This window comes from Roseicella frigidaeris, assembly GCF_003258945.1.
GTDB lineage: Bacteria > Pseudomonadota > Alphaproteobacteria > Acetobacterales > Acetobacteraceae > Paracraurococcus > Paracraurococcus frigidaeris.
Genome location: NZ_QLIX01000006.1, coordinates 75460 through 97814, shown reverse-complemented (window position 1 = coordinate 97814; position 22355 = coordinate 75460). Strand labels below are relative to the sequence as shown.

At 72.1% G+C, this 22355-nt stretch carries 26 protein-coding genes; 16 read left to right on the top strand and 10 right to left on the bottom strand.

From position 1 onward, the window contains the following. The first annotated feature begins 204 nt into the window (after positions 1–204). The 4 genes from DOO78_RS10670 (at position 205) to DOO78_RS10655 (ending at position 4386) form a co-directional block, all read left to right on the top strand. The gene (locus DOO78_RS10670; RefSeq protein ID WP_243634500.1) at positions 205–969 is read left to right on the top strand and encodes an ABC transporter ATP-binding protein; all 765 of its coding nucleotides are present in this window, start codon (positions 205–207) and stop codon (positions 967–969) included. Further along, complete coding sequence (locus tag DOO78_RS10665; protein WP_111469751.1) at positions 966–1772, top strand: ABC transporter permease; 807 nt, start codon at positions 966–968, stop codon at positions 1770–1772. The genes DOO78_RS10670 and DOO78_RS10665 overlap by 4 nt, the downstream gene beginning before the upstream one ends. A 63-nt stretch (positions 1773–1835) precedes the next feature. Beyond that, entirely contained in the window at positions 1836–3122 is a 1287-nt protein-coding gene (locus tag DOO78_RS10660; RefSeq protein ID WP_111469750.1) for a cytosine deaminase, read from the top strand. A gap of 115 nt (positions 3123–3237) precedes the next feature. After that, positions 3238–4386 carry an aminotransferase class V-fold PLP-dependent enzyme gene (locus DOO78_RS10655; RefSeq protein ID WP_111469749.1) on the top strand — a complete coding sequence of 383 codons (1149 nt, stop codon included), beginning with the start codon at positions 3238–3240 and terminating at the stop codon, positions 4384–4386. A gap of 19 nt (positions 4387–4405) precedes the next feature. Here DOO78_RS10655 and DOO78_RS10650 read toward each other — a convergent pair whose 3' ends face one another. After that, on the bottom strand, positions 4406–4987 hold the full coding sequence (locus tag DOO78_RS10650; protein ID WP_111469748.1) for an NAD(P)H-dependent oxidoreductase: 582 nt from the start codon (positions 4985–4987) through the stop codon (positions 4406–4408). Between the two features lie 50 nt (positions 4988–5037). Continuing rightward, entirely contained in the window at positions 5038–5868 is an 831-nt protein-coding gene (locus tag DOO78_RS10645) for a TauD/TfdA dioxygenase family protein (RefSeq protein ID WP_111469747.1), read from the bottom strand. Positions 5869–6162: 294 nt separating this feature from the next. On the opposite strand from DOO78_RS10645, the gene DOO78_RS10640 reads away from it, so the two are divergent. Beyond that, a complete protein-coding gene (locus DOO78_RS10640) occupies positions 6163–6468 on the top strand; it encodes a hypothetical protein (protein ID WP_111469746.1) in 306 nt (101 codons plus the stop codon). A 101-nt stretch (positions 6469–6569) separates the two neighbouring features. Here DOO78_RS10640 and DOO78_RS10635 read toward each other — a convergent pair whose 3' ends face one another. The 3 genes from DOO78_RS10635 to DOO78_RS10625 all read right to left on the bottom strand — a co-directional run bounded on the left by DOO78_RS10635 (position 6570) and on the right by DOO78_RS10625 (position 8837). Beyond that, positions 6570–6854 carry a hypothetical protein gene (locus DOO78_RS10635; RefSeq protein WP_111469745.1) on the bottom strand — a complete coding sequence of 95 codons (285 nt, stop codon included), beginning with the start codon at positions 6852–6854 and terminating at the stop codon, positions 6570–6572. Positions 6855–6885: 31 nt separating this feature from the next. Further along, positions 6886–7800, bottom strand: coding sequence for a polyphosphate kinase 2 family protein (locus DOO78_RS10630; RefSeq protein ID WP_111469744.1), 915 nt, complete (start codon positions 7798–7800; stop codon positions 6886–6888). 164 nt (positions 7801–7964) lie between these two features. Next, positions 7965–8837, bottom strand: coding sequence for an endonuclease/exonuclease/phosphatase family protein (locus tag DOO78_RS10625; protein ID WP_111469743.1), 873 nt, complete (start codon positions 8835–8837; stop codon positions 7965–7967). A 139-nt stretch (positions 8838–8976) separates the two neighbouring features. Here DOO78_RS10625 and DOO78_RS10620 point away from each other — a divergent pair, with 139 nt between their 5' ends. Then, a complete protein-coding gene (locus DOO78_RS10620; RefSeq protein WP_111469742.1) occupies positions 8977–9564 on the top strand; it encodes a hypothetical protein in 588 nt (195 codons plus the stop codon). Positions 9565–9728: 164 nt separating this feature from the next. Here the strand turns inward: DOO78_RS10620 and DOO78_RS10615 are convergent, their stop codons facing one another. Next, positions 9729–10964 (bottom strand): cytochrome P450, encoded by a 1236-nt coding sequence (locus tag DOO78_RS10615; protein ID WP_111469741.1) that lies wholly within the window; start codon positions 10962–10964, stop codon positions 9729–9731. 120 nt (positions 10965–11084) lie between these two features. Further along, a complete protein-coding gene (locus DOO78_RS10610; protein ID WP_111469740.1) occupies positions 11085–11984 on the bottom strand; it encodes an alpha/beta fold hydrolase in 900 nt (299 codons plus the stop codon). A 348-nt stretch (positions 11985–12332) separates the two neighbouring features. On the opposite strand from DOO78_RS10610, the gene DOO78_RS10605 reads away from it, so the two are divergent. The 10 genes from DOO78_RS10605 (at position 12333) to DOO78_RS10560 (ending at position 19555) form a co-directional block, all read left to right on the top strand. Beyond that, complete coding sequence (locus DOO78_RS10605) at positions 12333–12809, top strand: SUF system Fe-S cluster assembly regulator (RefSeq protein ID WP_111469739.1); 477 nt, start codon at positions 12333–12335, stop codon at positions 12807–12809. A gap of 8 nt (positions 12810–12817) precedes the next feature. Continuing rightward, the gene (sufB, locus tag DOO78_RS10600) at positions 12818–14317 is read left to right on the top strand and encodes a Fe-S cluster assembly protein SufB (RefSeq protein WP_111469738.1); all 1500 of its coding nucleotides are present in this window, start codon (positions 12818–12820) and stop codon (positions 14315–14317) included. A 16-nt stretch (positions 14318–14333) separates the two neighbouring features. Then, positions 14334–15080 carry a Fe-S cluster assembly ATPase SufC gene (gene sufC, locus DOO78_RS10595; protein WP_111469737.1) on the top strand — a complete coding sequence of 249 codons (747 nt, stop codon included), beginning with the start codon at positions 14334–14336 and terminating at the stop codon, positions 15078–15080. Then, positions 15077–16384 (top strand): Fe-S cluster assembly protein SufD, encoded by a 1308-nt coding sequence (gene sufD / locus DOO78_RS10590; RefSeq protein WP_111469736.1) that lies wholly within the window; start codon positions 15077–15079, stop codon positions 16382–16384. The genes sufC and sufD overlap by 4 nt, the downstream gene beginning before the upstream one ends. Beyond that, a complete protein-coding gene (locus DOO78_RS10585; RefSeq protein ID WP_111469735.1) occupies positions 16381–17610 on the top strand; it encodes an aminotransferase class V-fold PLP-dependent enzyme in 1230 nt (409 codons plus the stop codon). Before sufD ends, DOO78_RS10585 begins: the two co-directional genes overlap by 4 nt. Positions 17611–17641: 31 nt before the next feature. After that, a complete protein-coding gene (gene sufU, locus DOO78_RS10580) occupies positions 17642–18106 on the top strand; it encodes a Fe-S cluster assembly sulfur transfer protein SufU (protein ID WP_111469734.1) in 465 nt (154 codons plus the stop codon). Beyond that, positions 18066–18473 carry an SUF system Fe-S cluster assembly protein gene (locus tag DOO78_RS10575; RefSeq protein ID WP_111469733.1) on the top strand — a complete coding sequence of 136 codons (408 nt, stop codon included), beginning with the start codon at positions 18066–18068 and terminating at the stop codon, positions 18471–18473. Before sufU ends, DOO78_RS10575 begins: the two co-directional genes overlap by 41 nt. 14 nt (positions 18474–18487) lie before the next feature. Next, positions 18488–18859 (top strand): HesB/IscA family protein, encoded by a 372-nt coding sequence (locus DOO78_RS10570; protein ID WP_111469732.1) that lies wholly within the window; start codon positions 18488–18490, stop codon positions 18857–18859. A gap of 105 nt (positions 18860–18964) precedes the next feature. Next, entirely contained in the window at positions 18965–19195 is a 231-nt protein-coding gene (locus DOO78_RS10565; protein ID WP_111469731.1) for a hypothetical protein, read from the top strand. Positions 19196–19282: 87 nt separating this feature from the next. Continuing rightward, entirely contained in the window at positions 19283–19555 is a 273-nt protein-coding gene (locus tag DOO78_RS10560) for an acyloxyacyl hydrolase (RefSeq protein WP_111469730.1), read from the top strand. A 95-nt stretch (positions 19556–19650) separates the two neighbouring features. Here DOO78_RS10560 and DOO78_RS10555 read toward each other — a convergent pair whose 3' ends face one another. The 3 genes from DOO78_RS10555 to kdsA are packed head-to-tail and all read right to left on the bottom strand — an operon-like array spanning position 19651 to position 22273. Then, positions 19651–20664: a KpsF/GutQ family sugar-phosphate isomerase gene (locus tag DOO78_RS10555; protein ID WP_111469729.1), complete on the bottom strand. Its 1014-nt coding sequence runs from the start codon at positions 20662–20664 to the stop codon at positions 19651–19653. Further along, positions 20661–21407 carry a 3-deoxy-manno-octulosonate cytidylyltransferase gene (locus tag DOO78_RS10550; RefSeq protein ID WP_111469728.1) on the bottom strand — a complete coding sequence of 249 codons (747 nt, stop codon included), beginning with the start codon at positions 21405–21407 and terminating at the stop codon, positions 20661–20663. The genes DOO78_RS10555 and DOO78_RS10550 overlap by 4 nt, the downstream gene beginning before the upstream one ends. Then, complete coding sequence (kdsA, locus tag DOO78_RS10545; RefSeq protein WP_111469727.1) at positions 21404–22273, bottom strand: 3-deoxy-8-phosphooctulonate synthase; 870 nt, start codon at positions 22271–22273, stop codon at positions 21404–21406. Before kdsA ends, DOO78_RS10550 begins: the two co-directional genes overlap by 4 nt. Between the last annotated feature and the right edge of the window lie 82 nt (positions 22274–22355).

The window sequence follows — 22355 nt, the reverse complement described above, 5'->3', positions numbered from 1 at the left end:
CAATGGCCTGGGGCGGGTCCGGCTCGCGTGGAGACGCGCGCAGGGGCGGTGATGCTCCGGTGGCCTGCCAGGGCGGCGGCTCGGTGGCAGGTCGCGCCGGACGCGGCGCATTCCGCTCGCCGCCCCGCTGCGGCATGCTGCGCCGGGTCTTCGGCGAGGGGGGTGCATGCGGGCAGCGGATGCGATGGCCGGGCGGGCCGGCGCGTGACGGCCAGCCTCGTCGCGCTGCGCGGCATCGGCAAGCGCTACGCCACCGGGACGCTGGCCGTGCAGGGCATCGACCTGACGGTGGCGGAGGGCGATTTCCTGGCCCTGCTCGGCCCCTCGGGCTGCGGCAAGTCGACGCTGCTGCGCCTGATCGCCCGGCTGGCGGCGCCGAGCGAGGGGCATATCGACTGGCCCCTGGGCCCGCCCGGGCCGCGCGACATCGGCTTCGTCTTCCAGGAGCCGACGCTCATGCCCTGGGCGACGGCGCTGGCCAATGTCGCGCTGCCGCTGCGCCTCGCCGGGATGCCGCGGCGCGAGGCCAGGGACCGGGCCGCCGACTCGCTCGCCCGCGTCGAGCTGCGCGGCTTCGAGGAGGCCTATCCCCGCGCCCTCTCGGGCGGCATGCGGATGCGCGTCTCCATCGCCCGCGCCCTGGCGACGCGGCCGCGCCTGCTGCTGATGGACGAGCCCTTCGCGGCCCTCGACGAGATCACCCGGCACCGGCTGAACAACGACCTGCTGGCGCTCTGGGAGGCGGCCCGCTTCACCGTGCTCTTCGTCACCCATTCGGTCTTCGAGAGCGTCTACCTGGCCCGCCGCATCGCGGTCATGGCGCCGCGGCCGGGCCGCATCCATGCCGAGCTCGCCGTCACAGCGCCGGCGCCGCGCGGCGAGGCCTTCCGCACCTCGGCCGAGTATGCCGCGCAATGCCGCGCCGTCTCGGCGACGCTCGGCGAGGCGATGGCGGTCTCGCCGGCATGAGCGGCCGCCTCTCCGGCCGGCGCGGGCTGCGCATCCTGGCGCCGCTCGGCCTCGGCCTGCTGCTGCTCGGCCTGTGGGAGGCCTGGCTGCGCCTCGCCGGCATCCCGCCCTATGTCGTGCCGGGGCCGGTCGCCATCGCCCGGGCGCTGGCCGAGGACTGGGCGACGCTCGCCGCCTCGCTGCTGGTGACGCTGAAGGTCACCGGCCTCGCCCTGCTGCTCGCCGCCTCGCTCGGCCTGCTGCTGGCGGTGCTCTTCGCCCAGTCGCGCCTCCTCGCCCTGGCGCTCTATCCCTATGCCGTCATCCTGCAGGTGACGCCGGTGGTCGCCATCGCGCCGCTCATCATCATCTGGGTGGACGACGTCACCCTCTCCCTGCTGATCTGCGCCTGGATCGTCGCCTTCTTCCCCGTGCTCTCGAACACCACGGTCGGGCTGAACAGCACCGATCCCAACCTGCTCGACCTCTTCCGCCTCTACGGCGCCGGGCGCTGGCAGGTGCTCTGGCGGCTGCGGCTGCCGGCGGCGATGCCCTATTTCCTCGCTGGCCTGCGGATCTCGGGCGGCCTCGCCCTGATCGGCGCCATCGTCGCCGAGTTCGTCCTCGGCACCGGCGGCCGCGCCTCGGGCCTCGCCTACCGCATCCTGGAGGCGGGCTACCAGCTCCGCATCCCGCGCATGTTCGCCGCGCTGGTGCTGATCTCGGCGGCCGGCATCGCCATCTTCCTGCTGCTGAGCCTGCTGTCGCACCTGGTGCTGCGGCGCTGGCACGAGAGCGCCATCGAGGGAGGAGAGCGGCGATGAGCGGGGCGATGCAGCGGCTGCGGCAGGCGATCCTGGCCGGCGGCGACGCCTATTGGCTGCGCGATGCCCGGGCCCCCGCGGCGCTGGTCGCCGGCGACCTGCCCGGGCCGGCCGATGGGCAGGGCCTGGTCCGCCTCGATCTCCGCATCGCGGGCGGCCGGATCGCCGCGCTGGCGCCGGCGGGCACCGCCACCGAGGGCCCCGATCTCGAGGGGGGGGCAGGTCTGGCCCGGCCTCGTCGATGGCCACACCCATCTCGACAAGGGCCATATCTGGCCGCGCCACGCCAATCCGAGCGGCGATTTCGCCGGTGCGCTCGCCGCCTGCGCCGAGGACCGCGCGGGCTGGACCGATGCCGATATCGAGGCCCGCTTCGACTGGAGCCTGCGCGCGGCGCATGCGCATGGGACGGTGGCGATCCGCACGCATCTGGAGAGCTTCAGCCCCGAGGATCCCGGCTCCTGGCGCGTCTTCCGGCGGCTGCGGGAGCGCTGGGCGGGCCGCATCGCGCTGCAGGGCTGCTCCATCGCGCCGCTCGACCGCTTCGGGGGCGAGGCCGGGGCGCGGCTCGCCGACATCGTGGCGGAGGCGGGCGGCGTGCTCGGCATGGTCACCCGCCTCTCCGGCGGGGTGCATGACCGGCTGCCGGAGGATTTCCAGCCCATGCTGGAGCATTTCTTCGCCCTGGCCGAGGCGCGCGGCCTCGATCTCGACCTGCATGTGGACGAGAGCGGCGAGACCGGCGCCCGGGCGCTCCGCGAGATCGCCCGCACCGCCCTGCGGCGCGGCTTCCGCGGCCGCATCCAGTGCGGCCATTGCTGCGCCCTGGCGCTGCAGCCCGAGGCCTTCGCCCGCGAGACCATCGCCGCCTGCGCCGAGGCCGGGATCAGCATCATCGTCCTGCCGATGTGCAACATGTACCTGCAGGACCGGGTGCCGGGCCGCACGCCGCGCTGGCGCGGCGTCACCCTGGCGCACGAGTTCCGGGCCGCCGGCGTGCCGGTCTCCGTCGCCTCCGACAACACCCGCGACCCCTTCTACGCCTATGGCGACCTCGACATGGTCGAGGTGTACCGGGAGGCGGTGCGGATCCTGCACCTCGACCATGCGGCGGCCGATTGGCCGCGCGCCGCCTGCGCCACCCCGGCGGCGGCGATGGGGCTGCCGGGGGCGGGCTGGCTGCGGCCGGGCGCCGCGGCCGACCTGCTGTTGTTTCGCGCCCGCGGCATGACCGAGTGGCTCAGCCGGCCGCAGAGCGACCGGATCGTGCTGCGCGACGGCCGCGTGCTGCAGGCCGAGCTGCCCGACTGGCGGGAGCTCGATGCCGTGCTCGGCACCGGGCCGGGGTAAGGCATGCCGGGCTGAAACATGCTGGGCGCCCGCCGCGGCGGCCGGTCCTTGCATCCGCGCGCCGCCGGCCGAGAATGCCGGACGGCCCGTCGCCCTCCTTCTGGAAAGGCATCGCATGCTCGCCTCGCAACGCCCGCTCTTCGACATCCCGCGCGAGGTCGCCTATCTCAACGCCGCCTCCTGGAGCCCGCTGCCGCGGGCGGTGCAGGAGGCGGGGCATGCCGGCGTCGCCCGCAAGGCCCAGCCCTGGCGCTGGGGCGCGGCGGAGCAGGCGGGGCAGTTCGCCCGCGCCCGCGCCACGGCGGCGGCGCTGATCGGGGCCGCCGCCGAGGACATCGCGCTCGTCTCCTCGGTCGGCTATGGCGTCGCCACCGCGGCGAAGCTCCTGCCGGTGCCGGCGGGCAGCCGGGTGCTGCTCCTGGCCGACGACCACAGCTCGCCGACCCTCGAATGGATGCAGCGGGCGCCGGCGGGCGGCTTCGTGACCGAGGCGGTGGCCCGGCCGGCGGATGGCGACTGGACGGCGGCGCTGCTCGCGGCGATCGAGCGGCCCGGCGCCCCGCCGCTGGCCCTCGCCTCCATCTCCTCGGTGCATTGGTCGGATGGGGGGCTGGTGGATCTCGACGCGCTGCGGCCGGCGCTGCGGCGGCAGGGGGCGGCGCTGCTGGTCGATGCCACCCACCATGCCGGCGTGCTGCCCATCGACGTGGCGCGGCTCGATCCGGACATCCTGATCTTCCCGACCTACAAATGGGTCCTCGGCCCCTATGGCCGCGCCTTCCTCTACGTGGCGAAGCGCTGGCAGGACGGGGTGCCGCTCGAGCAGACCAGCTACTCCCGGAAATCCGTCGCGGCGGAGCGGGCGCCCTATTTCGCCGACCTCGCCTTCGCCGAGGGGGCGCAGCGCTTCGACATGGGCGAGCGCGACCATTTCATCTCCCTGGAGATGGCGTCGGTCGGGATGGAGATGATGGCCGCCTGGGGCCATGCCGCCATCACCGCCCGCCTCGCCATGCTGACCGAGACGATCGCCGCCGGGCTTGACGGGCTGCCGGTCGAGGTGCCGGCGACGCGGGTGCGGGCGCCGCATGTGCTGAGCCTCGGCTTTCCCGGCGGCATGCCGGCGGGGCTGGTCGAGGGGCTGGCGGCGGCGGGCGTGCATGTCGCGCCGCGCCTCGGCCGGATGCGCATCAGCCCGCATGTCTACAACGACGAGGCCGATGTCGCGGCCTTCCTCGCCGCCATGCGGCGGCTGCTGCGATAGGGGGCGGGGCGCGGCCGCCCTACCAGGCGGCGAAGGCCTGCCGGATGCGGACGAGGAAGCGGTCCAGCTCCCAGGGCTCGCGGCGGTCCATATCCGTCAGGCAGTGCCAGTCCAGCCGGCAGCCGCGGGCGCAGAGGCGGCGGAGGCCGCGGCCCACCACCCGCCGGTCGGGCCAGCCGAGATACCAGAGCAGCCAGACCGGCGAGCCATAGGTGGTGACGACGGCGATGCGGCGGATCCGGGTCAGCAGGGGCTCGATGGCGCCGGGGCCGATGCGGAAGGCGACACCCGGCAGCCAGACCCGGTCGAACCAGCCCTTCAGCATGGCCGGCATGCCGTACCACCAGGTCGGGTAGATCAGGATCAGCGCCTCGGCCCAGCGCAGGTCCTCGACCTCGCGCTCGATGCCGGCGCGGTTGCGGCCCGGCTCGTTCGTCACCCGGTGTTCCGCCGCCGAGAGGGCGGGGCGGAAGCCCTCGGCATAGAGGTCGCGCAGGCGGATCTCGTGCCCCTGGCCTTCGAGCGCCGCCTGCACGGCCTGGCGCAGCGCCGCGTTGTAGCTGTCCTCGCGGGGATGACAGGCGATCAGCAGGATATGCATGCGCGGTCCCGGCAGTGCGGGACCGCTTCAAGCATGCGGGGGAGGCCGTGTCAGCCGGCGACGACCCAGGGCATCTCGAAGGCCGCGGCCGCGGCCGGCTGGTCGCCCTCGATGCGCAGCGCCTGCAGGGACGGGCAGATGCTCGCGGTGTGCAGCAGGCTGCGATTGTCCCAGATCAGAACGTCGCCCGCCTGCCACGAATGGCGCCAGACCACCGCCTCCGCCGTCGCGGCGGCGAGTAGGGCCTGCAGCAGGCGGCGGCTCTCCGCCTCGGGCAGGTTGAGGAGACGGGTGGTGAAGGCCGGGTTGACGTAGAGCGCGGGTTCCCCGGTCACCGGGTGCCGGCGCAGGACCGGATGCTCGGCGCGGGCCGCCGGGTCCCATGGGTTGGCATGCACCGCCCGCAGCGTGCCGGCCCGGTCGCGGAGCCCCGCCGGCAGGGCCGCCAGGGCGCGGCGCTGGTCGGCGAAGGCGATTTCGCCGCCGGCCTCGCCGGCGCGCAGGAGGCAGGCGAGGCCGGGCTCGGCCGCGTAGCTGCGATCGGCATGCCAGAAGGGGCCGGCGGCCCAGCCCGGCGGCGGCAGGTCCGGCACGGCGCCGACGGAGAGCGGCAGGGCGGGCGAGGCCTGGTGCAGCGCCTGGCCGAGAAGCGAGGCCTCCAGCGCCGCCAGCCGCCGCGCCAGGGCCTCGGGCAGGCCGTGCTGGCCGCGCAGCAGCAGGACGCCATGCTCGATCAGCGCGTCGTGCAGAACCTCGAGCACCGGCGCGGCGAGCGGCGCGGCGAGATCCAGCCCCTGCACCTCGACCCCGAAGGTCGGGTGCAGGGGTCGGAGCGCGATGCCGCGATGCTGGAGAGCCGGGCAGGAAAGGGTCGAGGACATCGCCGAAGGAACTCCGATGCGGTGCGTGGCGAGGCGCCTATCCACGCTATCGGAGGTATCAATGGCGCCATATGCACGATAATCAAGTGTAAATCGGGATAAGGCGCACTGAAGGACGCATTTGATCCGAGCGGTGGCGGACAGGCATCGGGATAGTCCTGCCGGCGATCGCCAAAGCCCTGCTTCAGAGCCCGGGTCGAATAACAACGATCCATTTTCGTGTAATGGTGGGGCCGTTGGCGGCTTGCGGGATGCCTGGCGCGCGCGGACAGTCCGGCCGGGGGAGAGAGAACCATGACGCCAGACGCCTTCCGCGAGTCGGCCCGCCTGGGAGAGGCCCTGCCCACCGGGCTGTCCGGCCCGCTCCAGGCGCTGTGGTGGGCGGCGCGGGGCGACTGGGAGCAGGCCCATGCTGCCGCCCAGGCGGGCGAGGATGCGGCCAGCGCCTGGGTGCATGCCTATCTGCACCGGATCGAAGGCGACCTCGGCAATGCCGATTACTGGTATCGCCGCGCCGGCCGGCGCCGCCCCGCGGAGGGCCTCGAGGCCGAATGGGCGGCGATCGCAACGGCCCTGCTGCGGGAGGGGCCGCCGCGCTGACGGGCCTGGACGGCGGTGGCCGCCGCCCTGCGGCACCGGCCCGGGCCCTGCCGCGGCCAGGGCATCAGCGGCCAGGGCATCGGCCGGAGGGCATCAGGCCGTCAGATGAACTGCCCGCGCAGGAAGCCCAGGGCCGGCAGCGGGGTCCATTTGCGCGGCAGGTCGTGCCGGTTGATCGGCGCCACGCTGTAATGCGGGACCGGCTGCCGGGACCGCCGCAGGAAATCCTCATAGGCGCGGACCTGCTGGGTGCGCCAGTCGCGGTCGGCCAGGGCGGCCGCCCGGCTGCGGAAGACCTCGGCGACGCGGCTGGTGCGGCCGATGGTCGCATAGACAGCCCAGAGCGTGTCGTCGTCGCTGCGGCCGACGCTGACGAGATCCCTCACATCCCCTGGATCGCAACCGGCGAAGCCGGCGTCAAGCGTCGCCTGCGGGGTTGGCGCCGTCGCCCTCGGCCAGGTCCCGGCGCGCCTCGTGAAGATGCGACATCGCCTCGGGGCTCAGGACCGGGTAGTGCAGCTTGAGCGCGTCGAGGGCGGTGGCGAGGGCGGCCGCGACCACGAGCCGGGTGAACCACTTGTTGTCCGCGGGAACGACATACCACGGGGCATGCGTTTCCGCGGTGGCGCGGATCGCCTTCTCATAGGCGGTCTGGTACTCGTCCCAATAGGCCCGCTCCTTGACGTCGGCGAGGCTGAATTTCCAGTTCTTCTCCGGCTCGTCGATGCGGGAGAGGAAGCGCCGCCGCTGCTCCTCCTTGCTGAGGTGCAGGAAGAATTTGAGCACGACCGTGCCCTGCCGCGCCAGGTAGCGCTCGAAGCCGGCGATGTCCTGCAGCCGCTCCTCCCAGATCCGCTTGGTCCTGACCGCGGCGGGCAGGGCCTGCGCGGCGAGGATCTCCGGGTGGATGCGCGCGACCAGCACCTCCTCGTACCAGGAGCGGTTGTGGATGCCGATCTCGCCGCGCGCCGGCAGGGCGCAGACATGCCGCCAGAGGAAGTCGTGGTCGCGCTCGGCCGCCGACGGCGCCTTGAAACTCGCCACGCGCACGCCCTGCGGGTTGACGCCCGAGAAGACATGCTTGATGGCGCCGTCCTTGCCGGCGGCATCCATCGCCTGGAAGATGCAGAGCACGGCCCAGCGATCCTGTGCGTAGAGCTTGTCCTGCAGCTCCCGCAACAGCGCGATGCCATCCTGCAGCAGCGAATTGGCCTCGCCCTTGCCGAGGTCGAGGCCGGCGGTGTCGCCGGGCTCGTAATCCTTCAGGTGGAAGCCCTTGCCGTTCTCGATGCGGTACCGCGCCGCCAGCTTGTTCACGCGCTTGATGTCCATGCGGACCCTCTCCCTCGAAACCCGACGCGGATCACGCCGGGTGCGACCGCCCGGGGCCATGGCCCTCCCCGCCACAAAGGCCCGCGGCGGATGGCGTTCCTCAGGGCGCGCCTCAGGGCGCGCCTCAGGGCGCACCGGGGCCGGCGATGGGCGGGCGCGGCCTGTCAGGGAAGGCTCAGCCGCAGGCTGAGCGGGCAGTGATCGGACAGGCGGCGGCGCCAGCTTCGCTCGCGCTCGGCATAGACCAGCACGCGCAGGCTGTCCGGCTGCATCCAGCCCGCCGCCGGGCCGCCGAGCAGGACATGGTCGATGAAGCGCCGCGGGCCGCGCGCCCCGGCCCAGCAGGGATCGGAGAAGCCCTCGGTGGCGCGTCGCCAGGGCCCCGCGGCGCCGAGGCTGCGCAGCAGGTCGTCCTCCGGCCCGCCGATGGCGCGGTTGAAATCGCCGAGGATGGCGAAGCCGATGCCCTCCCGGCGCCGCTCGGCGGCCCAGCCGGCCAGGATCTGCGCCTGCCGGCCGAGCGATTCGCAGTCGCGGTCCGGGGTCGAGAGCGGCGCGTCGCGGCAGCCGGCATCGAGATGGACGGAGAGCAGCCGCAGCTGCTGCCGCCCGACCTCGACCGTGATGTCGGTGCCGCGCCGGAGCGAGTAGCGGGCATGGGGATAGAGGTCGAGCGCGGCGAGATCGGGGTTCTGCACCACCGGCAGCGACCGCCGGACCGCGAAGCCGGTGCGCTGGACGTCCTGTTCGGCGGCGAAGAAGAAGGCATAGGTGGCGGGGTCGAAGACGCGCCCGGCCGCCTCCGGGCCATCCACCTCCTGCAGCGCGACGATATCGGCATCCAGCCGCCGGGCGTAGCGGGCCAGCGCCGCAAAATCGCCGGGCTCGCGTGGCCGCAGGTCCTGCGGCAGCGCCGGGTCGCCCGCCGGCCGGAGCGTCAGCCAGGCGAGGTTCCAGCTCGCCAGCTTGAGCTCGGCGGCCCGGGCGGGCGGGGCGAGGAGGAGGACGAGGACAAGGACACAGGACAGGCATCGCATCGCGCGAGAGTGCAGGTTCGGCCGCGCACTGGATAGGGTCACTTTCGAGGGGGAATCGCCCGCCCCTGTGGCCCGGCCTGCGGCTCCGCAGCATGCTGCGCCTTGCGGTGGCGGCGCGGGCGCCGGCGGGGAGGACGGGATGCGGCGCGGGTTCCTGGGGCTGCTCGGCGGCCTGGCGGTGCAGGCCCCGGCCATGGGCCAGTCCCTGGCCGAGGCGGCCGCGGCGCTGCCGGCCGAGATCGCCGGCTGGCAGCGCGGCGCGGTGCTCGATTTCGACGCCCGCTTCGCCGGGGCCGGGCTCGGCGCCGCGATCGAATACCGGCCGCTCGCCGGGGGCGCCGGCGTGGCGACGGTCTATCTCTACGATCGCGGCCGTGGCGACCCGCCGGTGGACGAGATCCGCCAGGCGGTCGACGAGGTCGCGGCCCTCGGCCCGATCCGGCATTTCGCCCTGGCCGGGCGCGGCCGGGAGAGCCTCGTCGCCGGCCCCGAGGGCGGGCCCGGCCTGCGCTGCGAGGCGCTGCTGCTCGCCTTCGAGACCGGCCAGCGGGCCGACAGCTATGTCTGCCTCGGCCGGGTCGGCGAGCATCGCCTGAAGCTGCGGATGACGCTGCCGGCCGCCGCCCCGGGCTGGTCGGACGGGATGCTCGCCAGCTTCGGCAGGACGTTGCTGGCCGCGACGCGGACGGCCGCGCCGCCCGTGGCAAAGCCGGGCGCGGCGCGTTAGGGCGCATCCCGTGAACGCCGGTTCGCGGGACGCGCCCTAGCTACTGTTTTCAAAGCATCTTCACCCGATCAGCTGCGTCCACCTGATCGGGATCTGCTCTAGGTCGGCGACCCCATGGGGGCGGACCACGGTCCAGGGGCGGGGCCCTGGGCCGAGGCTGCCGTTCAGCCCGGGATGCGCACCGGCAGGCTGCGAATGCCCTGGATGAAGTTGGAATAGATGCGCTTCGGCGGCGCCAGCACCTCGATCTGCGGGAAGCGCGCCAGGATCTCCTCCCAGAGGATGCGGAGCTGCAGCTCGGCCAGCCGGTTGCCGACGCAGCGATGCACGCCGAAGCCGAAGGAGAGGTGCTGCCGCGCCCGCGGCCGGTCGATGCGGAAGCGGTCGGGGTCCTCGATCGCGTCGGGGTCGCGGTTGCCCGAGGCATACCAGAGGCAGACCTTGTCGCCCTCGCGGATCTGCTTGCCGCCGAAGGCGAAGTCGCGGCTGGCGGTGCGGCGCATATGGATCACCGGCGTCACCCAGCGGATCATCTCCGAGACCATGTTCGGGATCAGCCCGGGATCGGCCCGCAGCTTGTCCCATTCCGCCGGGTTCTGGTGCAGCGCATAGAGGCCGCCGGACATGGAGTTGCGGGTGGTGTCGTTGCCGCCGACGATGAGCAGGGCGAGGTTGCCCATGAACTCGCGCAGCGGCATGTCGCGCGTCGCCGCGCCATGCGCCAGCATGGAGAGGAGGTCGAAGCCCGGCGGCCGCTCGCGCCGCTCGTCGAAAAGGCGGCCCATGGTCTCGGCCATCACCCGCAGCTCGGCGAAGCGCGCCTCCTCGGACTGCACCGGCGCCTCCGGGTCGGTGACGTCGGCGATCGCGACATCGGACCAGAAGGTGAGCTTGCGGCGCTCCTCGATCGGGAAGTCGAAGAGCGTGGCCAGCATCAGCGTGGTCAGCTCGATGGAGACGCGCTCCACCCAGTCGAATTCCTCGTTGCGCGGCAGCCCGTCCAGCACCATCCGCGTCCGCTCGCGGATCAGCGGCTCCATGTTGGCGAGGTTGCCGGGCGCGACGATCGGCTGCACCACCTTGCGCTGCTCGTCATGCTTCGGCGGGTCCATGCGGATGAAGCTCGGCCGCTGCATATCCTTCGGCTGGTCGAGGACCTGGATGCCGCCGAGCTCGGAGGAGAAGACCTGGTGGTTCACCTCCGCCGCCACGATGTCCTTGTAGCGGGTGACGGACCAGTAGGGGCCGAAGCGGCTCTCGGCGCACCAATGCACGGGGTCCTCCCGCCGCAGCCGGTCGAAATAGGCGAAATGGCTCTGGTTCTGGTAGAGCGCGGGGTCGCTCATGTCGAACCGGTCCAGCGGCAATTGCAGGGCACGCCGGTCGGGCATGGCATTCATGGGTCGAGCTTCTCCCTGGACGGGGCCGCGTCTGCGCGCGGCACCCGGGGAGCCTAGCCCGGATCCCTCGCCGGACCGAAGCGAAACCCGCCGGCCGCGGCCTCGGGGCCGGCCCCCGCCTCAGCGGCCGGCGGTGCCGCTCGGGCCGGCGATGATCGCGCCCGAGAGGGTTTCCGGGTTGCGCTCCCACCAGCGCCCGGCATCGACCCAGGTGATGAAGTCGAGCACCGCCCGGTTGAAGGCGTCGGGGTCCTCGAGATTCATCGCATGGCCGCAGCGCGGCATGACGAGGAGGGCGCTGGTCGGGATGCTGCGCTTGAGGAACAGGCCCGGCTCGAGGGTCGGGTCGTCCTCGTCGCCGCAGATGACCAGGCAGGGCAGGCGCATGCGGCGGAAGGCCGGCTCCAGCTCGAAGAGGCTCGGCCGCTCCCGCTGCACCCCGCGCATGGTCAGCGCCGCGCCATCCGTGTCGTGCTCGGCGAGCTGGGAGAGGAACTCGGCATAGCCGCGCGGGTCCTTCTCCTCGAAGACCAGGCGGGTGGGGCCGCGGCCATAGCTGCGGGCCATCTTCCACATCCCCTCCTCGGCGATGCGGGCGGCGGTGGCGTCCACCTCGGCCTGGAACTGCGCCCGCTTGCCCGGCGCGGCGCCATAGCCGACGCCGGCGGCGGTCAGGCTGCGGACCAAGTGCGGATGCCGCAGGCCGAGATGCAGGGTGGCGAAGGCGCCCATCGAGAGGCCGACGACATGCGCCGGCGCCAGGTCGAGGCCGCGGATCACCGCGGCGATGTCGTCGGTCGCGCGGTCTTGCGAATAGGCCGCCGGGTCGTGCGGCACGTCGCTCGGCGGGTAGCCGCGGGCATTGAAGGCGAGGCAGCGGTAGCGGCGGGCGAAGAAGCGGAGCTGCGGCTCCCAGCTCCGGGCGTCGCCGGCGAACTCGTGGACGAAGATCAGGGGCGTGCCGCTGCCGACCTCCTCGACATGCAGCTCGACCCCATCCTCGGTCCGGACCATCGGCATCGCAGGGCACCTCCAGCAGCGGCTGGCCGAGGCTAGGGCATTTCCAGGCACGGCGGAATCGCCGGACGGCGTCGCCCGGAATGGGGATTGCCCTTCCGGCACGATCCGGGCAGTGCGGCCGCCGCGCCGGCATGGCCCGGGCAGGATCGGCATGGGGCCGCCCCGGCGCGAGGCGCGGCGGGGCAGCGGGTGGGGAAAAGAACCTTTTGCGTGAGGATCGGCAGATTGACCAACGCGGAATGCGATCCCCCCGCCCCGTTCCGCAGGCAGCGCATGCCTGCCTCGCGGATCGGGGGTTCAAAGAGGACCCAATCAGTCCTATTTGATCCTGACGAGAGGGCGGATGCCGTGTTGAGGTTGTCGAAGCTGACCGATTACGCCGTGGTCATCATGGCGCGGCTCGCCCGGGAGGGCGCCGGGCCGGATGGCCGGGTGCAGACCGCGCCGGGCCTGGCCGCGGCCACCGGCATCGCCGAGCCGACGGTGGCCAAGGTGCTGAAGATCCTCGGCCAGGCCGGGCTGGTCGAAGGCGTCCGCGGCGCGCGCGGCGGCTACCGCCTGACGCGGCTGCTGCCGGCGGTGCCGCTGGCCGAGGTGATCGCCGCGGTGGATGGCCCGATCGCGCTGACCGCCTGCGTCGATGGCGGCGCCGGCGCCTGCGAGGCGGAGGCCTTCTGCGCCGTTCGCGGCCGTTGGGACCCGGTGAACGACGCCATCCGCGCCGCGCTGTCGAGCATCACCCTGGCCGATCTCGCCGGGCCGGGCTGCTGCGCCCGCCCGGGCCTCGCCCCCGCCACCGCTTCCGCTGCCATTCCTGCCGAATAGGACCCCGCATGCCTGCCGTCACCGAGACGATCGACACTGTCCAGTCCGTCACCGAGGGCGCCTACAAGTGGGGCTTCGAGACGGATATCGAGATGGAGTTCGCGCCGAAGGGGCTGAACGAGGACATCGTCCGCTTCATCTCGCGCAAGAAGAACGAGCCGGCCTGGCTGCTGGACTGGCGGCTGAAGGCCTTCGCGATGTGGCAGAAGATCGAGGAGCCGCGCTGGCCGGCCGTCTCCTACCCGCCGATCGACTACCAGGACGCCTATTACTACGCGGCGCCGAAGCAGACGGTGAAGCCGAGGTCGCTGGACGAGGTCGATCCCGAGCTGCTGAAGACCTATGCGAAGCTCGGCATCCCGCTGAAGGAGCAGGCGATCCTGGCCGGCGTCGAGGGCGCGGGCGAGACGCCGTCCGAGGGCGGGCGGATGCCGGTCGCGGTGGATGCCGTCTTCGACAGCGTCTCCGTCGCCACCACCTTTAAGGCGCGGCTGGAGAAGGAGGGGATCATCTTCTGCTCCATCTCCGAGGCGGTGCAGAACCACCCGGAGCTGGTGCGGCAGTATCTCGGCACCGTGGTGCCGCAGGGCGACAATTTCTACGCGGCGCTGAACAGCGCGGTCTTCACCGACGGCAGCTTCGTCTACATCCCGAAGGGGGTGCGCTGCCCGATGGAGCTCAGCACCTATTTCCGCATCAATGCGAAGAGCACCGGCCAGTTCGAGCGGACGCTGATCATCGCCGACGAGGGCAGCACCGTCTCCTACCTGGAGGGCTGCACCGCGCCGATGCGCGACGAGAACCAGCTGCATGCCGCAGTGGTGGAGCTGGTGGCGCTGGACGACGCCACCATCAAGTACAGCACCGTGCAGAACTGGTATCCCGGCGATGCCGAGGGGCGCGGCGGCATCTACAACTTCGTCACCAAGCGGGCGCAGTGCCGCGGCCGGCGCTCCAAGGTGAGCTGGACGCAGGTGGAGACCGGCTCCGCGATCACCTGGAAGTACCCGTCCTGCGTGCTGCTCGGCGATGATTCGGTGGGCGAGTTCTACTCGGTCGCCATCACCAACAACCGCCAGCAGGCCGATACCGGCACCAAGATGATCCATGTCGGCAAGCGGACGACGAGCACCATCGTCTCGAAGGGCATCTCGGCCGGGCGCGGGCAGAACACCTACCGCGGCCTGGTGCGGGTGGCCCCGACCGCGGGCAGCGCGCGCAACTTCACCCAGTGCGATTCGCTGCTGATCGGCGACCAGTGCGGCGCCCATACCGTGCCCTATATCGAGAACCGCTGCATGACCGCGAAGGTCGAGCACGAGGCGACGACGAGCCGCATCGCCGAGGACCAGCTCTTCTACTGCCGCCAGCGCGGCCTGTCGGAGGAGGACGCGGTCGGGCTCATCGTCAACGGCTTCTGCCGCGAGGTGCTGAAGGAGCTGCCGATGGAATTCGCGGTCGAGGCGCAGAAGCTGCTGCAGATCAGCCTCGAAGGCTCGGTGGGCTGATCCAGAGGAACGAGAGATGCTGAAGATCGAAGGACTGACCGCCGAGGTCGAGGGCAAGCAGATCCTGAAGGGGGTCGACCTCGAGGTGCCTGCCGGCGAGATCCACGCCATCATGGGGCCGAACGGCTCCGGCAAGTCGACGCTGTCCTATGTGCTGTCGGGCCGCGAGGGCTACGAGATCACCGGCGGCTCGGTGAGCTTCAACGGCGTCGACCTGCTGGCGATGGAGCCGGAGGAGCGGGCCGCGGCCGGGCTCTTCCTGGCCTTCCAGTACCCGGTGGAGCTGCCGGGCGTCGGCAACGCGCTGTTCCTGCGGACGGCGCTGAACGCGGTGCGCAAGGCGCGCGGCGAGTCCGAGCTCGACGCCATGCAATTCCTCAAGCTGGCGCGCGAGCGGCTGAAGGCGCTGCACATCTCGGAGGACATGCTGAAGCGCGGCGTCAATGTCGGCTTCTCCGGCGGCGAGAAGAAGCGCAACGAGGTGCTGCAGATGGCGCTGCTGCAGCCGAAGCTGGCGATCCTCGACGAGACCGACAGCGGCCTCGACATCGATGCGCTGAAGATCGTGGCGGATGGCGTGAACGCGCTGCGCGCGCCCGGCTTCTCGGCCCTGGTCATCACCCATTACCAGCGGCTGCTCGACTACATCGTGCCCGACCGGGTGCATGTGCTGATGCAGGGCCGCATCGTGCAGTCCGGCGGGCCGGAGCTGGCGAAGCAGCTCGAGGCGGAGGGCTATGCCTCCGTGCAGGCCGCGGCATGACGGCGCAACCCTCCGGCCATCCCTCCGGCGCCGCCGGCTTCCTGCACCGCTTCGAGGGGCTGCGCGCGCGCCTGCCGGGCGCCCGGCTCGGCTTCGTCGACGCGCTGCGCGGCGAGGCGGCCGAGGCCTTCCGCCAGCAGGGCTTCCCGACGCGCCGGGTCGAGGCCTGGAAATACACCGACCTGCGCCCGCTGGCGGCCGCCGGCTTCGACGAGCCGCTGACCGCGGTCGACAGCGCGCCGGACCTGCCCCCGGCCCATGGCGCGGCCCGGGCGGTGTTCGTCGATGGCCGCTTCCGCGAGGATCTGTCGGCGCTCGACGGCCTGCCCTATGCCGCGCGGAGCCTGGCCGAGACGCTGCCGGGCCTCGCCGGCCGGCTCGGCGGCCTGGCGCGGATCGACGCGCAGCCCATGGTGGCGCTGAACACCATGCTGTTCGAGGACGGGCTGGTGGTGACCGTGCCGGCCGGCGTCGCCGGCGGCGTGCTGGACCTGGTCTCGGTGGCGACCGCTTCCGAACGGCCGGAGGCCTTCCATCCGCGGCACCTGATCCGCCTGGGGGCGGGCGCCAGCCTCACCCTGATCGAGACCGCCACCGGCCCGGCCAAGGCGCGCTACCTGCACAACCCCGTCTATGAGATCGAGGTGGCGGCGGGGGCCGCGCTGACGCATGCGCAGCTGCAGCAGGAGGGCGATGCCGGCTTCCAGCTCTCGACCGTCTACGCCCGGGTGGATGAGGGCGGCACCTACGACAACTTCACCCTGAATGCCGGCGCCCGGCTGGTGCGGAACGAGATCCACGCCATCCTCGCCGGCCCGAAGGCGGCCTGCCACATGAACGGCGCGCAGCTGCTGCAGGACGGCCAGCATGCCGACACCACCACGGTGCTCGACCATGCGGCGCCGGACTGCGCCAGCCGGCAGACCTACAAGACGGTACTGGCCGGGCGCTCGCGCGGCGTCTTCCAGGGCAAGATCCATGTGCACCAGATCGCCCAGCGCACCGATGGCTACCAGATGAACCAGGCGCTGCTGCTCAGCCCCGAGGCCGAGATCGACAGCAAGCCGCAGCTGGAGATCTATGCCGACGACGTGAAGTGCAGCCATGGCGCGACGGTCGGCGAGATCGATGCCGAGCAGCTCTTCTACCTGCGCTCCCGCGGCATCCCCGAGGCCCGGGCCCGGGCGCTGCTGGTCGAGGCCTTCCTCAAGGAGGCGATCGAGGGCGTGCAGGACGAGACGGCGCGCGGCGCGCTCGATGCCGCGGTGACCGGCTGGTGGCAGCGGCAGGAGAGGGCGGCGTGAGCTTCGACGTCGCGCGCATCCGCGCGGATTTCCCGATCCTGCAGCGCAAGATCCGCGGCAAGCCGCTCGTCTTCCTCGACAGCGGCGCCTCGGCGCAGAAGCCGCGGCAGGTGATCGAGGCGATGGTGCGCTGCATGGAGGCGCGCTACGCCAACGTCCATCGCGGCGCCTATTTCCTGAGCGAGGCGGCGACCGAGGCCTATGAGGCCGCGCGCGCCGCCGTCGCCCGCTTCATCCATGCCGGCGACCCGCGCGAGGTCATCTTCACCGGTAACAGCACCGCCGCCATCAACCTCGTGGCGCATAGCTGGGGCCGCGGCGTGCTGCAGCCGGGCCAGGCGGTGCTGGTCAGCGAGATGGAGCACCACGCCAACCTGGTGCCCTGGCAGATGCTGCGCGACGAGGGGCGGGGGATCGAGCTGCGCGTCGCCCGCGTGACCGATGCGGGCGAACTCGATCTCGAGGACGTCGCGGCGAAGCTGACGGACGGCAAGGTCGGGCTGGTCGCCATCACCCACATGTCCAACGTGCTCGGCACGGTGACGCCCGCCGAGCGGCTGGTGCGGATGGCGCATGCGGCCGGCGCCAAGATCCTGTTCGACGGCTCGCAGGCCGCGGTGCACCGGCCGATCGACATGCAGGCGCTCGGCGCCGATTTCTACGCCTTCACCGGCCACAAGCTCTATGGCCCGACCGGCATCGGCGTGCTCTGGGCGCGGCTCGAGCACCAGGAGCGGATGCCGCCCTTCATGGGCGGCGGCGACATGATCTCGCTCGTCACGCTCGACCGGGTTGAATGGGCGCCGCCGCCCGCCAAATTCGAGGCAGGCACGCCGCCGATCGTCGAGGCGGTCGGGCTGCATGCGGCCATCGACTATGTCTCGGCCATCGGCATGCCGGCGATCGAGGCGCATGAGCGCCGCCTCGTCGACCATGCGATGCGGCGGCTGTCCGATATCGAGGGGCTCGCGCTGCTCGGCCATGCGCAGGATCGCGGCGGCGTCTTCGCCTTCTCGCTCGACAAGGCGCATGCGCATGACCTGGCGACGCTGCTCGACCGGGCCGGCATCGCCGTCCGGGCGGGCCGCCACTGCGCCGAGCCGCTGCATGCCCGCTTCGGCGTCGAGGCCGGCACGGTCCGGGCCAGCTTCGGCCTGTACACGACGGAGGGCGAGGTCGACTATCTCGCCGAGGCATTGACCAAGGCCCGGGCCTTCTTCGCATGAAGGCGCCGCGACATCCCTCGGAGGTGTGCTGATGTTCGACGACTTGCGCGACCTCTACCAGGAAGTCATCCTCGACCACGGTCGCCGGCCGCGCAATTTCCGCCGGCTGGAGGATGCCGACCGGACCGCGCGCGGCGACAACCCGATGTGCGGCGACCGGCTGGAGCTGTTCCTGAAGCTGGCCCCCGACGGCTCGATCGCCGAGGCGGCCTTCCAGGGGCGCGGCTGCGCGATCTCGACCGCGAGCGCCTCGCTGATGACCGAGACCGTGACGGGCAAGTCGGCGGCGCAGGCGCATGCCCTCTCGGATCAGTTCCGGGCGCTCGCCATGACCGGAAGCTGCCCGGATTGCGGCGAGGCGCTGTCGGAGGAGATGGAGCGCCTGCAGCCGCTCTCGGGCGTGCACGAATTCCCGAGCCGGGTGAAATGCGCGACCCTCGCCTGGCACACCCTCAATGCCGCCCTCGACGGGGCGAAGGAGGCGAGCAGTGAGTGACGACACCGCCGCACCGACCCATGGGGCCTGGACGCCGGATGGCGAGACGCCGCCGGCGGCGCCCGGCCTCGATGAGGATGCGGTCATCGCCATGCTGAAGACGGTCTTCGACCCCGAGATTCCGGTCGACATCTTCGAGCTCGGCCTGATCTACGCGGTCGAGATCGCCGATGACGGCAAGGTCAAGATCGAGATGACGCTGACCACGCCCTCCTGCCCCTCGGCGCAGGAATTGCCGAGCCAGGTCGAGGAGGCGGTGCGCATGGTCCCCGGCGTCAGCGACGTCGATGTGGAGGTCGTCTGGGACCCGCCCTGGGACCAGAGCCGGATGAGCGAGGATGCGCGCCTCGCCTTGAACATGTACTGAACGGGGCCGGATCGATGAGCACCACAACCATGTCCCCCGGCCGGCCGAGGCGGGCCCTGCCGCCGCTGATGCAGCTGACCGACGCCGCGGCCGAGCGGCTGCGGGCGCTCTATGCCGGCGGCGAGGCGGGGCGGCTGCTGCGCGTCAGCGTCAAGACCAAGGGCTGCTCGGGGCTGTCCTACGACCTCTCCTGGGTGGCGGCGCCGCAGAAGGGCGACGAGCAGGTGACCGACAAGGGCGTCACCGTGCTGGTCGACAGCAAGGCGAGCCTATTTCTCATCGGCACCGTGATGGATTACGAAATCAAGGCCATGTCGGCCGGCTTCACCTTCACCAATCCGAATGAAAAGGGTCGGTGCGGCTGCGGGGAAAGTTTCCACGTCTGACCGCATCCCGTGCCGCTTGATGCGGCGTCTCGGCCCGCTACCATGCCCCTCGACATGAGGCGCCCGATGGCGTGGAGGGTTGCAGTGCGGCGAGTGGGTAAGGCGATGCTTCTGATGGTCCTGGCGCTGCCCTGCGCCGGCCACGCGCAGGAGGCGGCGGGTCCGCGCATCCATGCCGGGGAGGGGCTGACCGGCCTCCTCAGCGAGGTCCGGGGCGGGGCGATCTGGCACGATCCGAACGCCAAGGAATCGAGCTTCGCGGTGAACGGCGAATGGCTCTTCGCCAGCCCGGTGCCGGCGCGGCTGACCGAGGGGCTCGACCCGCTCTATCGCTAGGTTCTCGAGCCGCGGCTGCATCTCGGCTTCACCGCCAACACCGAGGGCAAGACCAGCAAGGGGTATTTCGGCCTCACCTGGACGACGATGCTCGCGCGCGACGTGTTCCGCCCGGGCGATGGCATCCGCTTCGACTTCCTCTTCGGCGGCTCGGTCAATGACGGCTATCACGACCGTCGCCTGCCGGACCGTAAGGATCTCGGCGGCAACCTGCTGTTCCATGTCGGCGGGGAGATCGGCTACCAGTTCAACCGCACTTGGTCCGTCTCCGCCTTCGTCGACCACGACTCGAATGGCGGCACGGCGAAGCGCAACCAGGGCCTGAACTCGGTGGGCCTGCGCCTCGGCTACGCGCTGTAGCCGCTCCGCCGTGGGCCGGCCCGCGGCGGGGGGCCGCAGCGTGAGCGCCCGAGGTGGACTCACCGAAGGCGCGGATCACGCGCCCAGACGAGGCGTCAGGCCACGCCCGCCTGCAGCAGGGCGTGCATGTGCAGCGCCCCGACCGGCCGGTTGCCCTCGAGCGCCACCAGCACCGAGATCTTCCGCTCGTTCATCTCCTTCAGCGCGGCGCTCGCCAGCATCTCCGGCACCGTGCTGTGCGGGTCGCGCGTCATCAGCGTGCGGGCCTGCCGCGCCAGGATGTCGGGCGCCATGTGGCGGCGCAGGTCGCCATCGGTGATGATGCCGGCCAGCGCCCCGGCCTCGTCCACCACGATGGCGCAGCCGAGGCTGTGCCCGGTCATGGCCACGATGACCGCGCCCATGTCCATGTCCTCCCGCACCAGCGGCAGGTCGGGGGCGCGCTTCATCAGGTCGCCCACGGTCAGGAGCTGGGCGCCGAGCTTGCCGCCCGGGTGGAACTGATGGAAATGCGCCGGGGTGAAGCCGCGCCGCTCCAGCAGCGCCATGGCGATCGCGTCGCCGAGCACGAGCTGCAGCGTGGTCGAGGTGGTTGGCGCCAGGCCGTGCGGGCAGGCCTCCTCCGCCCGCGGCAGGATCAGCGGGATATCGGCCGCCCGGCCGAGCGCGCTCTCCGCCCCCGCGGTGATGGCGATGAGCGGCACGCGGTGGCGGCGGGAGTAGTGGATGATGTCCCGGAGCTCGGCCGTCTCGCCGGACCAGGACAGCGCCAGGATGACATCGCCCGAGGTGACCATGCCGAGATCGCCATGGCTGGCCTCGGCCGGGTGCAGGAAGAAGCAGGGCGTGCCGGTGGAGGCGAGGGTCGCGGTGATCTTGTTGCCGACATGGCCGCTCTTGCCCATGCCGGTGACGATCAGCCGGCCCTTCGCGGCGTGGATCGCCTCGACCGCCCGGACGAAGGCCTCGCCGAGCGGCCCTTCCATGGCCCGCTGCAACTCCCCGAGGCCCTTCGCCTCGACCGCCAGGGTGCGGAGCGCGGCGGCGCGGATCGCCGCGCCATCCGCCGGATCGTGCCGCAGGGCGGCGTTGGCGAGATGCGCGTTCATGCGGCGTCTCCCGGCCGCGGCGCCAGCATCCGCCGCGCCTTCTCGAGATCGGCCGGGGTGTCGACGCCGAGCGGCACCTCCGCCACCTCCATGGCATCGATGCGCATGCCGGCCTCGAGCGCGCGGAGCTGCTCCAGCTTCTCGCGCAGCTCCAGCGGCGAGGGGGGCAGGGCGACGAAGCGGGCCAGCGCCTCGCGCCGCCAGGCATAAAGGCCGATATGATGCCAGAGCGGCCCCTCGCCCGTGGGCGCGGTGGCACGGGTGAAGTAGAGGGCGCGGTGCCGGCCGCCGCCGAGCGCGGTGCCGACGAACTTCACCACCTGCGGGGCGGTGCGGTCGGCGGCGTCGTGGATCTCGGCGATCAGCGTCGCCAGCGCCACCGCCGGCTCGGCCATCGGCCGGAGCGAGGCGCGGATGGCGGCGCGCGAGATGGTCGGGAGGTCGCCCTGGACATTGACCAGCACGTCGTGTCGCCCATCCGGGTCGAGCGTGCCCAGCGCCTCGAAGATGCGGTCGGAGCCGGAGGCGTGATGCGTGCCGGTCATCACCGCGGTGCCGCCATGCGCCCGCACCGCCTCGGCGATCGCCGGCGTGTCGGTGGCGACGGCGACCTCGCCGACATCCGCCTCCTGCGCTCGCCGCAGCACATGCACGATCATCGGCAGGCCGTGGATGTCGAGCAGCGGCTTGTCGGGCAGGCGCGTGCTGGCCAGCCGCGCCGGGATCAGGACCAGCGGCCTCATGCCGGCAGCACGATCCGCCGCGCCTTGGCGAGCGCGTCGAAGGCCATCAGATCTTCGATCAGGGCCGGGAAATCCCGCAGTGGCACCATGTTGGGCCCATCCGAGGGCGCCCGCTCCGGGGCCTCGTGCGTCTCGATGAACAGGCCGGCGACGCCGACCGCGACGGCGGCGCGGGCCAGCACCGGCACGAATTCCCGCTGCCCGCCGGAGGCGCCGCCGAGCCCGCCCGGCTGCTGCACGGAATGCGTCGCGTCGAAGATCACCGGCGCGCCCATCGCCGCCATCTGCGGCAGGCCGCGCATGTCGGTGACCAGCGTGTTGTAGCCGAAGCTGGTGCCGCGCTCGGTCGCCAGCACATTCGGGTTGCCCGAGCCGGTGACCTTGGCGATGACGTTCTTCATGTCCCAGGGGGCGAGGAACTGCCCCTTCTTGATGTTCACCACCCGGTCGGTGACGGCGGCGGCGACGAGGAGGTCGGTCTGGCGGCAGAGGAAGGCCGGGATCTGCAGGATGTCCACCGCCTCGGCCACCGGCGCGCAATGCCCCGGCTCGTGCACATCGGTCAGTACCGGCAGGCCGAGGCGCTCGCGGATCTCGGCGAAGACGGCGAGCGCGCCAGCCATGCCGATGCCGCGGGCGCCGGCGAGGCTGGTGCGGTTCGCCTTGTCGTAGGAGGCCTTGAAGACGAGGCCGATGCCGAGACGCCGGGCGATGCCCTGCAGGGCCTCCGCCATCTCGAGCGCATGCGCCCGGCTCTCCATCTGGCAGGGGCCGGCGATGAGGGCGAGCGGCGCGTCATTGGCGAAGCGGACGGGGCCGACCGCGACGACGGGCGAGGGGGCCAGATCAGGAGGTTGGTTCGACATGCATTCCCGGGACCGGCTCTGGGCGCGCCGGTCTCTGCCTTCCAGTGAGGGAGCCCATAGGAGCTTAATCAGCTCATTCGGC